This is a genomic window from Gordonia sp. 852002-50816_SCH5313054-c (genome assembly GCF_001665925.1).
Taxonomy (GTDB): domain Bacteria; phylum Actinomycetota; class Actinomycetes; order Mycobacteriales; family Mycobacteriaceae; genus Gordonia; species Gordonia jacobaea.
In genome coordinates, this window is the sequence record NZ_LZTE01000012.1 from 24454 (window position 1) to 39666 (window position 15213).

Consider the following 15213-nt stretch of genomic DNA (forward strand, 5'->3'; position numbering starts at 1 on the left):
TGGTGATCCCGCATCGTAGAGCGTAGCCTTAGCTCGCTTACGGTAGGTAAAGCTTGGCTGACCAGCCAAAACGCAGCAAATCGGACAAACCGGAGAAATACGTGTTCGCGACCCTCATCATCGGCCTTCGCGAGGGGCTCGAGGCGGCACTCATCGTGGGCATCATCGCGGCCTTCCTGCGACGCCAGGGCCGCACCGACGCCCTGCGCTGGATGTGGGTCGGGGTCGGCGTCGCCGTCGCCATCTGCGTCGCCGTCGCGATCGGTCTCGAGGTGCTCTCGCGCGACCTGCCACAGCGCCAGCAAGAGGGCCTCGAAACCGTCATCGGCGTCATCGCCGTCGCGATGGTCACGTACATGATCGTGTGGATGCGTCAGCACGCACGCGACCTCAAGGGAGATCTCGAGGCCGCGGCCACCGATGCGGTGAACGAGGGCTCGGCTATCGCGTTCGTCATGATGGCCTTCCTCGCGGTGCTCCGCGAGGGGCTCGAGACGTCGGTGTTCCTGGTCGCAGCCTTCAATGCCAGTAACAACGCCGTGCCGTCGGCATTGGGCGCGATTCTCGGAATCGGCATAGCGGTGCTGCTGGGCTACGGCATCTATCGCGGTGGCGTCCATATCAACCTCGCGCGCTTCTTCAAGGTCACCGGCCTGCTGCTCGCCCTGGTCGCCGCAGGACTCGTGATGACGGCCTTCCGCACCGCGCACGAGGCGGGCTGGCTCAACGTCGGGCAACAGCAGGTTGTCGACCTGACCTGGCTCGTCCAACCCGGCTCCATCCAATCCTCGCTGCTGACCGGCGTTCTCGGAATCCAACCGAAGCCCGTGCTCATCGAGGTCGTCGGCTGGGCGGTGTATCTGCTCATCGTCGGCACCATCGTGCTCTGGCCGGCGGGCAAGGCGTTCCCCCGACGAGCTGCCGGGCTGGCGTGCGGTGCGCTCGCCGGAGTGCTCGCGATCGCAGCCGTCGTCGTCTTCTCCGCTGCACCGGCTGAACCGGCGCCTCCGTCGGACACCATGCGCGTCAGTGTCTCCGGCACGCCGTCGACCTCCGGTGTGCTGACGGGCAAGACCATTCGGGTGCCCGACCCCGTCGCAGTACGCGTCGAGTCCGCCGACGCCTCGCAGGCAACGGGCACGCTCACGTCCGGGTCGGTGTCGACGCCGCTGCCCAAGCTCGCTGCCACAGACAACGCGCAGATCGGCTCGACGAGCTACCCGACCTATCAACAGCTCGCCTCACCGAACCTCGATATCGCCACGCTCGTTCCCGACGCCCCCACCCGCGTCACGCCTGCACAGGTCGCCGCGGGCAACAACGGGCGCCTGCCCGTCGGACTGAACACGCAAACGTTCGGAGTCGACGCACCGGTGATCTACACGGTGACCGCGACGGTGACGACCAGCGTCGACCCGACGTTCCATACGCCGGTGGCCGCGGATGTCCACTACGTCGTGACTGCCACTGCCACCCCTGATTCCGGCGCGGCCGTGGTGCTCGGGAAGGTCGCGACGTTCGACGCCGAGCACACCGCCGATGCCGCAGAACTCGGTGCACTGCAAAACGCCGTCGACCAACGATCGGCACATCACGTCCGCTCGGTCGTAGTACCGCTGTGGCTTGCCGGATGCGCCGTCGTCGCCGCGATCCTGGCCGGACTGCTTCTGGTGCGACGCAGGCGTCCGACGCCGCCGCCCGAACACGAGGATTTGCAGACAGGGACCCTGACCGGCCCCGTTCACACAAAGGAGAAAACCACATGAGGGTGCGACCACTGGTGGCCGTCGGCGCGGCAGCCGTCGCCGTCGTCGGGATCGCGGGCTGTTCGGACAGCTCCGACTCGTCGAACTCGTCGTCGGATGTGAAGACCGTGAAGGTCGAGATCACCGATCAGGGCTGCAAGGCCACCCCGGACAAGGTCGACGCCGGGCCGATCACCTTCGAGATCACCAACACGAACGCGGCAGCGGTCAACGAGGTCGAGCTGATCAAGGACAACCGCATTCTCGCCGAGCGCGAGAACATCGTGCCCGGCATGGCGTCGGTCTCGTTCTCTCACAAGCTCGACGGCGGCACGTACGAGCTGTACTGCCCCGGCGCCACCAACGAAAAGACTCAGTTCACGGTCACCGGCAAGGCCACGGAGGCAACCGGAACCGTCGCGGACAAGCTGAAGACCGCGTCCGCCGACTACAAGGCCTACGTGATCACTCAGGTCAACAGCCTCGTCGAGAACACCAGGACGCTGACCGACGCCGTGAAGGCCAACAACCTCGAGGCCGCACGGGACGCGTATCCCAAGGCCCGCCCGTACTACGAGCGCATCGAGCCGATCGCCGGCGCATTCTGCACCGACGGTTCGACGGACTGCTCCGACAACGCTTCTGTCAGCCTCGATTTCGCGATCGACGCCCGCCCGGATGCAGTTGGTCCCGGCGACAAGTGGGAGGGCTTCCACGTTCTGGAGAAGGCGATCTACCAGGACAAGAACCTCGCGAACATGGGCCCTGTCGCAGCGGAACTGCAGAAGAACGTCGAACTGCTCCAGACCGTCGTCAACAAGCCGGAATTCACCTTCGCTCCCGCTGAAATCGTCAACGGCGCAGGCGATCTACTCGACGAGGTCTCGACGACCAAACTCACCGGTGAGGAAGAGGCGTACTCGCACATCGACATCCTCGACATGCAGGCGAACATCGAGGGCTCCGAGCAGGCCTTCGCCATGGTCAAGCCTGCGCTGAAGGAGATCGATCCGCAGCTCACGCAGACCATCACCGACGCGTTCGCCAGGGTCGATTCTCTGATCGACACCTTCCGCGACCCCAACGAGCCCGGCGGCTTCAAGAACTTCACGCAGGTGACCGCCGAGCAGAAGCGCGAGATGGCAGCCGCCATCGTCGCCGTCAAGGATCCGCTGGCGCAGGCCGGCGGAAAGATCGCCGCAGCGAGCTGATGTGATGTCCGCCGACGACAACATTCCGACGCAGCAACCGGATGACGCCACCCCATCCGACCAGACCGCCGACACGTCCAGCAGTGGACGTGGACCGCGCTTGGGACGCAGGGGATTTCTCGGTGCCGCCGGCCTCGCGGGGGTTGTCGTCGGCGGCGCTGCGGGTGGCGCCATCGGTTACGCCGCCGCACCCAAACCGACGGATACCGCGTCGGAAATCGTCGACTTCTACGGCGAGCACCAAGCGGGAATCACTACGCCCCAACAGAATTCACTCGTATTCGCTGCGTTCGACGTCGCCGACTCGGTGACAACGCAGCAGCTCGAGGTGATGCTCGCACGGTGGGCCGCCGCGGCAAGCCTGCTCACACAGGGCAAGCCGGTCGGACCGGTGGAGACCCGTCCTGGTTCACCTCCCGCGGACACCGGCGAGGCCTTCGACCTCGGCCCGAACAAACTCACGATCACAGTGGGCTTCGGCCCAACTCTGTTCGACGATCGATTCGGCCTGCGCGACAAGATGCCCGCCGCACTGAAACCGTTGGGGCAGTTGGCAGTTGACACGACGATCGATCCGTCGATCAGCGGCGGCGACATCTGCGTGCAAGCGTGCTCCGAAGACCCACAGGTCGCTTTTCACGCCGTCCGCAACCTTGCCCGGATCGGCCGCACCGTTGTCACGCTGCGCTGGCTCCAAGAGGGTTTCGGGCGCGCATCCGCCACGTCGACTTCGCAGGTGACACCGCGGAACCTGTTCGGATTCAAGGACGGAACGGCGAACATCAAGGCCGAGGACCCGAGCGTCGCCAAAGAATGGGTGTGGGTCGGCGACGAGACCGATCAGCCGTGGATGAAGGGCGGCTCGTATCTGGTGTCGCGCAAAATCCGCATGCACATAGAGGCATGGGACTCCGACGACATCGGCAACCAGGAGTTGATCTTCGGCCGCACCAAGGACAACGGCGCTCCCCTGTCGGGTGGCAGCGAGTTCACCACGATCGACTTCCACAAACGACTCGACACCGGCAAGTACGCAGTCGACCGGTTCTCGCACGTGCGACTCGCACACCCCGACAACAACGGCGGCGCCCAGATCCTGCGTCGCGGTTACAACTACACCGACGGAATCGACACCCGCACAGGAACTCTGGCCGCAGGACTGTTCTTCATCGCGTACCAGAAGAACGCGCACGAGCAGTTCGTCCGCATCCAGAACAACCTCGCCCAGGACGGGCTCAACGAGTACATCGCACCGATTTCGAGCTCACTCTTCGCCGTCCCACCGGGCCTGTCGAAGATCGGCGACTGGTACGGCAAGACGCTCTTCGGGTACACGGACTAGCGCGGCGTCGTCGCGGCGTCGTGGGCGCGCGGAAAGTAGGGGAAGGATTCCTTCCCCGAGTTGCTGAGGTTTCCCCGCGACACGTCTCGAGGAAACGCACACAACCCGCGGAAGAAACCTCTCCCCTAGTTACTGCACGAAGGCTCGGCACCCCGGCAGCCCCGCACCGAGCCAACCCCGATGATCGAGCCTCTCGAGATCACTCAGCCAAGACGCCCCGGCGGACCAGCTCGTCGACGACGCGGCCCGCGAGTTCGGCGATGTCGGCGCCGGTGGTGTCGAAGCGCAGGTCGGGGTTCTCGGGCTTCTCGTACGGGGCGTCGACCCCGGTGAGTCCCTTGAGTTCTCCGCGCCGTGCGCGTTCGTAGAGCCCCTTGGGGTCGCGGCGTTCGCACTCCCCGACCGGCGTCGACACGTGCACCTCGATGAAGTCGAGGTCGGCGGCGTCGTGGAGTTCGCGGGCGATTTCGCGGTCGGACCGCAGTGGCGAGACCATCGACGCGATGGCGATCACCCCGGCGTCGGCGAACAGACGCGCGAGATGGCCTACCCGCCTGATGTTCTCGGCGCGATCTCCGGGCGAGAAGCCGAGATCGTCGGAGATCCCGTGCCTGATGTTGTCGCCGTCGACGAGGTAGGCGACGCGGGCACGATTGACCAGTTCTCGTTCGAGCGCGACCGCAACAGTCGACTTTCCGGAGGCAGGTAAGCCGGTGAGCCACACCGTCGCTCCGCGCTGACCGGTCTTGGTCCAGCGCTCGTTGCGGCTCAGCGCACTCGGGTGCCACTTGATGTCGTTGCGGGTCGCCTTGCCCGGAATCACCTCGCGCGGTTCGAGGATCGTGCCCGCACCGACCGTGTCGTTCGACGCCTCGTCGATCAGGATGAACGCGCCCGTGTCGCGGTTGCTCGCATACGGATCGGCAACCACAACCGACGACGTCCGCAGCGTGAGCGTGCCGATGTCGTTGAGCGCCAACTCCGACGGCCCGACCTGCTCGAGCAGCGTCTCCGGATCGAGTTTGCGCTCGAGGGCTTGAACCGTCGCGCGTACCGTCGACGCACCCTGCTTGAGCGCCACACGATCGCCCGCGTGCAGTGGCGTCTCCGACAGCCAGCAGACCGTCGCAGACAGTTCACGTGCTGCCACTGGCAGGTGGGCGTCGTCGGCTCCGCTGACGATCACGTCGCCGCGGCCGACGTCGATGTCGTCGGCCAACTGCACCGAAACCGACAGCGGCGCAACGGCCGTCGGCCGAGTCGGGTCGAGAGTGTCAAGTGCGGTCACCGTGGTACGTGACCCCGACGGCAGCACCAGAACAGGATCGCCGACGTCGAGTGTCCCCGCGGCCACGCGTCCGGTGTAACTGCGCTTGCCGTCGGGCCCCGGCCGAGACACCCACTGGATGGGCAGACGCAATTCGCGCGCAATGGGATTGGGTGCGTGCAGCTCAATACCTTCCAGGTATTCGAGCAGTGTCGGGCCCGTGTACCAGGGCGTGTTCTCCGACTTGTTCACCACGTTGTCGCCGAGCTTCGCCGCGACCGGGATCGCGGTGATCTCCGCTGCACCGACATTCGTGGCCAGTTCGTTGAGGTCTGCGACCAGCTCTGCGAATCGCTCGGCCGAGAAGTCGACGAGGTCGATCTTGTTGACCGCGGCGACGATGTGCGGGACACCGACCAGCGTCGCGATACGCGCATGCCGACGTGTCTGGCGCAGCAACCCTTTTCGGGCATCGACGAGCAGCACTGCGACATGGGCGTTCGACGCTCCGGTGAACGTGTTGCGGGTGTAGCGCTCGTGCCCGGGAGTATCGGCGAGCACGTAGCTGCGCGTGGGGCTGGAGAAGAACCGGTAGGCGACGTCGATGGTGATGCCCTGCTCGCGCTCGGCACGCAGACCGTCGGAGAGCGCGGCCAGATCGACGTCGCCGTCGTCGGACGTCACTCCCTCGAGGTGATCTGTCGGCAGCGAGCCGGTGTCGTGCAGGATACGGCCGATGAGCGTCGACTTACCGTCGTCGACGCTGCCGGCGGTCGCCAGACGCAGAATCTGTCGTCGAGGTGTGGGAATGCTTGCCCCCAAGAGGGTTTCGCTTTGCTGCGAATCCTCGGAAGGATCGCGGGTCACGGTCTCGGTCATCAGAAGTAACCCTCTCGTTTGCGGTCCTCCATGGCGGCCGACGACGTGCGGTCGTCGGCGCGGGTCTCACCACGTTCGGATACCGTTGCGGCACTGATCTCTTCGATGATCTCGGGGATCGTCGTCGCACGCGATCGCACCGCGCCGGTGATCGTCAGATCACCGACTGTGCGGTAGCGCACCCACTCGGTGCTCACATCGTCGGGCGAATCCGGCTGCGAGTAGGGCGACACGGTGAGCAGTATGCCGTCGCGGTCGAATACCTCGCGCTCCGCCGCATAGTAGATCGGCGGAAGGTCGAGGCCTTCGAGTTCGATATAGCGCCAGATGTCGGTTTCGGTCCAATTCGACAGGGGGAACACCCGAACCGATTCGCCGCGTCGGATACGTCCGTTGTAGAGCGACCACGGTTCGGGGCGTTGAGCGCGCGGGTCCCACTGGCCGAACTCGTCACGGAAGCTGAACACCCGCTCCTTGGCACGCGCGCGGTCTTCGTCGCGGCGGGCACCGCCGAACGCGGCGTCGAATCGTCCCTCCTCCAACGCGTCGAGGAGCACGCGGGTCTGGAGTCGGTTGCGCGAGCCCGACGGATCGGTCGACTCCGCCACGCGTCCCGCCGCGATGGCGTCGGGAACCGATGCGACGATGAGTTTGATTCCGTCGGGGTTGTCGGCGGTCGGCGCGACCCGACGGTCGCGGAACTCGATCACCTCGTCGAAGTTGTGTCCGGTGTCGACGTGCAGGATCGGAAACGGCAGCGGATGCGGACGAAATGCCTTCTCCGCCAAACGGAGAAGCACAATCGAGTCCTTGCCGCCGGAAAACAGCAGCACCGGACGTTCGAGTTCTGCCGCCACTTCGCGAATGATGTGCACGGCCTCGGACTCGAGCACCCGCAATGCGGATACGTGGTCGAGGTCGGCTGCGGCGTCGATCTGCGTGGTCATTGCGGGTATCCGTTCCGCACCGCGTCGTCGCGGTACCGCTCGACCCACTCCTTGGAGCGGGCATTGGACTGTGGCTTTAACGGCGGCGGGGGCGCCAGCGCCGGGTCTTGACCCAACGCGGAGAGAACGCGAGCTGTGGTGCCCGATGGGTCCTTGGTGAGTTCACCGAACTCGATGTCGAGGGGCTCGATGCGCTCCGCGGCGAACCACTCGCGCCACGACTTCTCCTGCGCCAGCAGTATTTCCGCGAGGTGGGCGATACCTTCGGCGTTGTAGACGGCCGCGTCTTCGGAGGCATCGCCGTCGTGTCGCCACACTCGCGTCTGCACCGCACGCCACATCGACACTGCTTGTGGCACAACGTCTTCCCGGTAGACATGCACGTACAGCGGATCGTCGCCGAACAGCGTGCGGATGGCGGTGCGCAGCGACCCCGACCCGGTCCGCGTTCGCGAGATCAGCAGGGGCGTCTGATTCCACATAAGTTTGCCGCCCCACACGCCGTTCGAGGAACGACCCGCGGCAAAGATGGCGTCGCGCCACTGTGCGTAGGTTCTGGCGTCGACGACCCCGTCGTCGAGTTCGTCGAGAACGTCGATGATCTCGGGGTCGTCGACGTCCGCGAACCATTCACGTGGTTGCGGCGCTTGTGATGTCGCGGGGAAGTATTGGAAGAACTCCTCGGGAGTCCCGGCGACCCCCGTCTCGGCGAGAGACTCGACGAGGAGGGTGCTCCCGCTGCGCTGACTGGCGCACACGAGGTAGTTGTCGACTGGCGGCACCCGCTCAGTTTAACCAGCCCGAAACCGCCCGCAACCTGGGCAATTAGGCGCTCGACGGTCCAAACTATTTACAAAACTCGACGTCTGTGTGTCAGCCTTGCGCGCTGGGTGCATCAGCAGATTGGCGAGCCTCGTCGTCGACCTCGCCCTGCTGGATCTCGCCGGTGAGATCGCGCTCACGTCCGAGCGGGCGCCGCGACGGAAGTGCCTGCTCGTCGGGCGGGGTCTCGACTGCTTGCTCGAAGTAGCGAGTCATGAATTCGTCCGCGATGGCTGTCCCCGCGCGCTCGTCCGGGAGCGCGTCGTGGGTGTCGGCTCGCCACTTGGCCAACCGTGCCGCGAGTTCTGTGCGGACCTGCGCGTAATTCGGATCGTCGGCGAGATTGGTGCGCTCCCACGGATCGTGCTCGAGATCGTAGAGTTCGACGGCCGGCCGCTCCGCTGTGATGACCGACGCGTCGATCGACCGCGCAGACGGACTGTCGGCGATGTCGAGCGGGAGCAGCAACGCCGGGCGATGCGCGTAGTTCTCGATATAGCTGTACTTCTTTGTCCGAATCGCCCGGATCGGGTCGTAGGCGTCGTGATAGGTCTTCTCCGTGAAGACCGCCCCGCGTATCGGCTCCTGCGCGTTGCGCACGATCTCGGGGGCATGCGAGACGCCGTCGACGTCGGCAGGGGCCTCGAGGCCGAGGAGATCGAGAATCGTCGGAGTGAGGTCGACACCCGAGAACAGGTCGTCGTACACGCGCGGTTCGATCGCGCGCCCCGTCGGAGGCCGCACGATCAGCGCGACGCCGGTCCCCTCCGCATAGAGCGTCGACTTGGCTCGCGGGAACGCCAGACCGTGGTCTGTGATGAAGACGATCCAGGTGTTGTGGTCGAGTCCGAGATCGGCGACGGTGTCGAGGAGGCGACCCACCGCGTCGTCGGCCTTCGAGATGCTGCCGTGCAGGCCGGCGAGATCTTCGCGCACGTCGTCGGTGTCTGGGAGGAAACCGGGTACCTCGATGCCCGAGGTGTCGGGATGCTTGTACTCGTCGACGGGGTAGGGACGATGGGTCTCGAAGAAGCCTGCGGTGAGCAGAAATGGTTGGGCCGCTTGCTCATTCGCGGTTCGCTCGACATACCTGCGCAGCCAGCGCTGCGACTCGGCGACCACGTGATCACATCGGGAGTCCGAGACGTCGACGGTGTCGAAGCCGAGTCGTTGCGGATCGGAGCTCTCGTGCTGCATGCCGAACAGCACGGTCCGATACCCGGCGTCGCCCAGCAGGGCTGGCAGTGTCTGCACGCCGTCGCGGTACTCGAACCCGTGATGAGCGAGGCCGACGAGTCCGTTGTGATGCGGGTACTGGCCGGTGAAAAGCGACCCACGAGCCGGTGAGCACAGCGGCGCGGTGGCGTGGGCGTCGGTGAACAGGATCCCCTCTGACGCCAAGGCATCCATGTTCGGACTCTCGACACCGTCGGCCCCGTAGCACGCGAGATGACGCCCGAGGTCGTGCCAGTGCACGAAGATGACGTTCTCCCGCGTGGGGCCTGAGGCGCTGCCGGTGTTGTCGAAAGGCATTTACCCATGATGCACCCGCCGTTTCCGCACGTGGTGGCGGGTAGCACGCCGAGGCTGCCTACCTGGGCTCACCGCGCCAGCACGACGGGATGAAATCAGCGTGAGTGCAATGCTCGCGACAGGCGTTCGGGGCCGCGCGGGACCGGATGTAGCGCTTCCGCCTACCTCGAGCCCTTCGGCTCATCCTTCACTTGCGCGCGCGCTTTACCCGTCTGTCGGCGTTCTTGTTCCTCGGCCAATTGCAGCTGCTCGAACTCCGCGAGCCGATCACGGGCAGGTTCGCCGAGTTCCTTGGCGACAAGCGAGACCAGCAACTCGACCAGCATGAATCCGTGCGCCATCGAGTCGAACGGACCCAGGCCGGAGTGGCTGACGGGAAAGACGGCATTCGCACTCGACGCGAGCGGCGACAAGTACATGTCGGTGACAACCACGAGCTGGGCACCCCGCTCGGTCACCGCCAACGCCCAGTCGATAGTCGACTGCTGATACCGGCGGAAATCGAAGACGACGGCGATGGTCCTCTCGTCGACGTCGATGAGCGAAGCCATGAGATCACCAGACGTCGGCTCGACCTCATGGACTCCGGGTCGCAGCATGTGCAGATAGCGCGCGAGCTGTGTAGCGAGCACCGAGCTGAATCGGCCGCCGGAGACGATCACAGGTCGTGACGCGTCGGCCAGCGCGGTCACCGTCTCGCGCACTTCGTCGACCGGCAGATTGGTCATCGTCCAGCGAACGCCGTCGCCATAGAGGGTCGACGCCGCGGTCAACATCGACTCTTCACCCGCCTCGTCTGCCGCCGGATAAACGGCAACCGGAGAGAACAACCGAGTCTGAACCTCGGCGCGGAGCGCCTCCTGAAATGCGCCGTAACCTGCGAATCCGAGCTTACCGACGAGTCGTAACGCGGTCGGCGCGCTGACGTCGGCCTCCGCGGCGAGTTGCGCGATCGGCACCAATCCCGCGGTCGGGTACGACTCGACCAGAGCCTCGACCACGCGCATCTCGCCGGGCGCAAGGGAATGCCGTATACGGCGAATCCGTTGTGCCACGGTTCCTTCGAGCGTCGCGAACTCCGTCATACCTCGCAGTTTAGAGGCCCTGGCCCGCGTTACATACGTTTAACTCGTTACGTCACCCCTTCGACACGTAACGAACATAACGTCTACGTCATCGCAGTCGCCCACAGCCCTTGTCCTTGCCGTTTCCCCGGAGGTTCTCATGTCCGAATCATCTCCCCGCGACTTCATCGTCCGCCACAACCTGTGGACACCCGAACAACACGCAGCTGCTGATGCGATCGCCACACGCGTCAAGGCAAAGGAGTTCAAGACCATTCGCGTGAGCGTGGCTGACCCACAGGGCAAGCTTCGCGGAAAGACGCTGCTACCCAACACATTTCTCTCAACACTGCGCAATGCCCTCGACTTCAGTTCGGCACAATACAATTTCGATTCCGGTGAGAACATCGCGTTCAACCCGTTTACCAAGGGCGGCAGCCTCGACATGGTCGAGATGGAAGGCTTTCCCGACCTGGTCCTCGTCCCCGACCCTCTGACTTTTCGGGAGTTGCCCTGGACACCGGGCACCGGCTGGATTCTCGGCGACATGTACTTCAACGACGGGACACCGGCACCATTTGATGCCCGCCACAAACTCAAGAACGTCATCAGCGACCTCGCCGCCGAGGGCATGACCTTCGTCGCCGGCCTGGAGGTCGAGTTCTACATCACGCGCGTCGTCGACCCGAAGTTGGCGCCTGAGGACAGCGGCGCGCTCGGTAGCCCGCCCGCACCTCCGGAAGTGGAAACCATCGGCAAGGGTTACGCGTATCAGTCCGAGGTACAGATGGATGCCATCGACAACTTTCTCGGAACAATCGCGGAGTATGCCGAAGAACTCGGCATGCCTTTGCGCACAATGGAAGACGAGCTCGGCCCCGGCCAGTTGGAGTTCACCTTCGACGTGCAGGGCGCCCTCGAGGCCGCAGACACCATGACGCTGTTCCGGTCCATGGTCAAGCAGGTCAGCGCACGCATGGGCCTGCACGCAACTTTCATGACCGCACCCGGCCTGCCGGGATTCTGCGCGAGCGGTTGGCATCTGCACCAAAGCCTGACCGACGTCGAGGGCAACAACCTGTTCGTCGCCGACGCCGGGTCCGACGGCCTCCTGTCGCCCATCGGCCGTAGCTTTGTCGCGGGTCTACTCGAACATGCCTGCGCTGCTTCGGTATTCACCACACCCAGTGTCAACGGGTATCGACGCCGTCGTCCCTACTCGCTGGCCCCCGATCGCGCGACCTGGGGTCACGACAACCGCGCCGCGATGTGTCGTGTGCAAGGCGGGCCGGGCGATCCGTCGTCGCACATCGAGAACCGCGTCGGGGAACCGACTGCGAATCCCTATCTGTACCTGGGTTGCCAGATCGCGGCCGGACTCGACGGAATCAAGCGCAACCTTGATCCAGGACCCGTGGAAGCCGACCCCTACAGCGCAACCGATCGCCCGAAACTGCCTGTCACACTCATGGAAGCGGTCGACGAGCTCAAGCGCAGCCAGTTCTTCCGCGACACCTTCGGGAACATTTTCGTCGACTGGCTTCTCGGACTGAAGGCTTCCGAGATCGGAAGGTTCCTCGAGGCCGAGCCGGAATGGGAACAGAATCCCGACGCGGTCACCGAGTGGGAACACCGCGAGTACTTCACCAAGTACTGAGACCGTCTCTCCCACAACCTCTCTGGAGTGTCATCAATGACCAACACCACCGAAACCTCGGTGTCACCGTTCGACGAACTCGTGACCGATCTGCGTGTCCACCGCACGATGTACACCGACCCGCAGATCTTTGTCACCGAGATGAACCGCGTGTACGGCGGCACCTGGACCTACCTCGCCCATGAGAGCGAGATCCCCGAACCGAACGACTTTGTCCGCCGAAAACTCGGCTTGCGACCGATCATCGTCACCCGCGACCGAAACGGTGAGATTCACGGGCTGATAAACCGCTGTACTCATCGGGGTGCGACGGTGTGCCGCACCGATTCGGGCAACGCACGTAGTTTCATGTGCCCGTATCACAACTGGACCTTCAACAACACCGGCAAACTCACCGGCGTCCCGATGCACAAGGGCTACGGAGCAAGTTTCAACAGAGATGAACTCGGTCTCGGCCGGCTGCGCGTCGACTCCTACCGGGGCTTCATCTTCGGGACGCTGAACCAAGAGATCAGCGATCTCGCAACACATCTCGGCAATGTCACCGACTACATCGACCAGTGGCTCGACCGCTGGCCCGACGCCGAGTTGGTGGTGCGGCACGGCGAGACCCGCCTGAACTGCAAGGGGAATTGGAAGCTCATCTACGACAACTCCGCCGACGGATATCACCCTGGGTTCTCCCACGCATCACTGCTGCGGATGCGTAAGGAGCGATACGGCGTCGGCGTCGACATGCAGTGGGCGCTCGGGGACACCGACGCCGGCAAGCAAACGGTCACCGATCTCGGCAACGGCAACACCTTCCTCGATCAGCGAGCTGAGATCGACAATTACTGGGATTCCGCAGCCCCGATGCCCGGCCAGAACCCGTACGCGAACGCGGTCCGCGCCAAGCTCGACGACGCTGCCGCCAAGGCCGCCCTCGATGTCGTCGTCGGGTCCGGGATGAATCTCAACATCTTTCCAAATCTGTTGATCATCGGTAACCAGATCCAGGTGATCGAACCGTTGGCGGTCGCCGACACCGACATCGTCTGGTACTCGACAAGTCTGCGAGCACCCGACCTTCCGGACGAGATCAACTCGCTGAGAGTTCGACTGCAAGAAGACTTCCCCGCGTTCGGGGAACCCGACGACCTCGCGAACTTCGAAGAGTGCCAAGTCGGTTTGGGCGTTGAGGAAATGGAATGGGTGGTCACCAACCGTCACATCGACACCGACACCGAAACCCTCGACGCCAACGGCAATCTCACCGGGCTGATCACCGACGAATTGCCGATCCGAGCCTTCTGGCGGTACTGGAAGAAGCTGATGACCTCCGACACGAAGCTGGTTGCCCGATGAACGCGCCCGAGATGGAGGTGCACCGCAATGTCGACGATCCAGTCGTCCGCTACGCCTTGGACACGATCCTGCGCGACAGTCTGGAATCGACCTACATCGACGATGACTACTACGCCAAGCTGCGGCACGATCTCGTCGAATGGGACACAGTCGGCACACCTCTCACGCCCGAGGAACGCAACGCCTACGAGGCGCTTGTCCTGCACGAGAGTTGGTTACTCGACCGCCGCGCTTTCGAACAGTGGTACCAGCTCTATTCCCGTCAGTGTCTGTACTGGGTCCCGGCGGTCCGCGACATGCCCGACCCCGAGGCCGGCGATCCTCAGAAGCGTGTCACCATCGCTTTCGACGACCGCCGTCGAATGGGCGACCGTATCGTCTGGCTTCGCACCGGAGTTGCCTATTCGCAGCTGCCACCCTCCTACACGACACACGTCAACACGGGCTTCGTCCGCATCGCGACTGATAATCCGGACGAGGTCAAGATTCGTTCGCAATTCATCGTGCATGAGATGCGCGACGGGCATGCACTGCAAACCGTCCCGGGTTGGATGGGACACGTATTCATCCGCGAGGACGGCGAACTGAAGATCGATCGCAAGATCTCTTGCCTCGTCGACGGACACCGCAGCCATCACAACCTCACGTTCCTGATCTGACGGACGACGGTAGCCTCGACGTATGGGACAGCGAGCACTGGCCGTCGTGCACGGCGTGATTCCTGACGAGCAGAAGACGATTCTCGGGTCGCTGCTGCCCGCAATGGAGAATCGCGGCTTTACCGTCGAGATCGTCGGAGTCGACGACCTCGATTCGGTCGACCTGGCCGGTCTCGCGTTCATCTGCGTGACCGGTTCACCCGACTCCGTCTACGACGAGAAGCTGGACTGGGTCGCGCCCGAACGACAATTCCTGCAGCAGGCCGACGCGGCGAACGTACCGATCCTCGGGGTGTGCTTCGGCGGACAGATTCTCGCCAGCGCCCTCGGCGGATCGGTCTCGCCGAGTCCCCGACCCGAGCACGGCTTCACCGAAATCGACACCACGCGACCTGAACTCGTCTCTGCGGGACCGTGGATGGAGTTCCACCACGACACGATCACCCCTCCTGACAACGCCGAGGTGATTGCCCGCACCGAGCACAACGTCCAGGCATTCACCGTCCGACGACATCTTGGCCTGCAATTCCACCCCGAGATCACCCCCGAATGTTTCGACGCGTGGCGCATCGGTTTCACGACACGCAAGCGCCCAATCGGCGAGTCGGGAGTCGATATCGCCACAGTGGCCGCCGACATCCGCCGGCGCGCGGCGGCGGCTGCGGCCGACGCCGACGAGTTGTTGGGCCGCTTCCTGATTCACGCCGGCGTGACGGCGCCGGTCGCCTGACGCTCTACGC

At 64.3% G+C, this 15213-nt stretch carries 12 protein-coding genes; 7 read left to right on the forward strand and 5 right to left on the reverse strand.

Annotated elements, in window-relative coordinates:
• Window positions 1-53 precede the first annotated feature (53 nt).
• From efeU to efeB, 3 genes are read left to right on the forward strand one after another with little or no spacing between them, the layout of a single operon-like run.
• Window positions 54-1766: an iron uptake transporter permease EfeU gene (gene efeU, locus A5788_RS00780; RefSeq protein WP_231894260.1), complete on the forward strand. Its 1713-nt coding sequence runs from the start codon at window positions 54-56 to the stop codon at window positions 1764-1766.
• Complete coding sequence (gene efeO, locus A5788_RS00785; RefSeq protein WP_064870147.1) at window positions 1763-2956, forward strand: iron uptake system protein EfeO; 1194 nt, start codon at window positions 1763-1765, stop codon at window positions 2954-2956. The genes efeU and efeO overlap by 4 nt, the downstream gene beginning before the upstream one ends.
• Window positions 2957-2960: 4 nt before the next feature.
• Complete coding sequence (gene efeB / locus A5788_RS00790) at window positions 2961-4298, forward strand: iron uptake transporter deferrochelatase/peroxidase subunit (protein ID WP_049699746.1); 1338 nt, start codon at window positions 2961-2963, stop codon at window positions 4296-4298.
• A gap of 199 nt (window positions 4299-4497) precedes the next feature.
• On the opposite strand, the gene cysC is transcribed toward efeB, so the two are convergent.
• From cysC to A5788_RS00815, 5 genes are all read right to left on the reverse strand, one after another.
• Entirely contained in the window at window positions 4498-6444 is a 1947-nt protein-coding gene (gene cysC / locus A5788_RS00795; RefSeq protein ID WP_231895589.1) for an adenylyl-sulfate kinase, read from the reverse strand.
• Window positions 6444-7391, reverse strand: a complete 948-nt coding sequence (gene cysD / locus A5788_RS00800; protein ID WP_064869651.1) for a sulfate adenylyltransferase subunit CysD — start codon at window positions 7389-7391, stop codon at window positions 6444-6446. The genes cysC and cysD overlap by 1 nt, the downstream gene beginning before the upstream one ends.
• Window positions 7388-8173 (reverse strand): trehalose 2-sulfotransferase, encoded by a 786-nt coding sequence (gene stf0 / locus A5788_RS00805; RefSeq protein WP_064869653.1) that lies wholly within the window; start codon window positions 8171-8173, stop codon window positions 7388-7390. Before stf0 ends, cysD begins: the two co-directional genes overlap by 4 nt.
• 91 nt (window positions 8174-8264) lie before the next feature.
• A complete protein-coding gene (locus A5788_RS00810; protein ID WP_064869655.1) occupies window positions 8265-9746 on the reverse strand; it encodes a sulfatase family protein in 1482 nt (493 codons plus the stop codon).
• A gap of 161 nt (window positions 9747-9907) precedes the next feature.
• The gene (locus A5788_RS00815; protein WP_064869657.1) at window positions 9908-10831 is read right to left on the reverse strand and encodes a MurR/RpiR family transcriptional regulator; all 924 of its coding nucleotides are present in this window, start codon (window positions 10829-10831) and stop codon (window positions 9908-9910) included.
• 139 nt (window positions 10832-10970) lie between these two features.
• Between A5788_RS00815 and A5788_RS00820 the strand changes: the two genes are divergently transcribed.
• The 4 genes from A5788_RS00820 to A5788_RS00835 are packed head-to-tail and all read left to right on the forward strand — an operon-like array spanning window position 10971 to window position 15203.
• Window positions 10971-12467, forward strand: a complete 1497-nt coding sequence (locus A5788_RS00820) for a glutamine synthetase family protein (RefSeq protein WP_064869659.1) — start codon at window positions 10971-10973, stop codon at window positions 12465-12467.
• A gap of 36 nt (window positions 12468-12503) precedes the next feature.
• On the forward strand, window positions 12504-13814 hold the full coding sequence (locus A5788_RS00825; protein ID WP_064869661.1) for an aromatic ring-hydroxylating oxygenase subunit alpha: 1311 nt from the start codon (window positions 12504-12506) through the stop codon (window positions 13812-13814).
• Window positions 13811-14473 carry an aromatic-ring-hydroxylating dioxygenase subunit beta gene (locus A5788_RS00830; RefSeq protein WP_082937939.1) on the forward strand — a complete coding sequence of 221 codons (663 nt, stop codon included), beginning with the start codon at window positions 13811-13813 and terminating at the stop codon, window positions 14471-14473. Before A5788_RS00825 ends, A5788_RS00830 begins: the two co-directional genes overlap by 4 nt.
• Before the next feature lie 22 nt (window positions 14474-14495).
• The gene (locus A5788_RS00835; protein WP_064869663.1) at window positions 14496-15203 is read left to right on the forward strand and encodes a type 1 glutamine amidotransferase; all 708 of its coding nucleotides are present in this window, start codon (window positions 14496-14498) and stop codon (window positions 15201-15203) included.
• The last annotated feature ends 10 nt before the right edge of the window (window positions 15204-15213 follow it).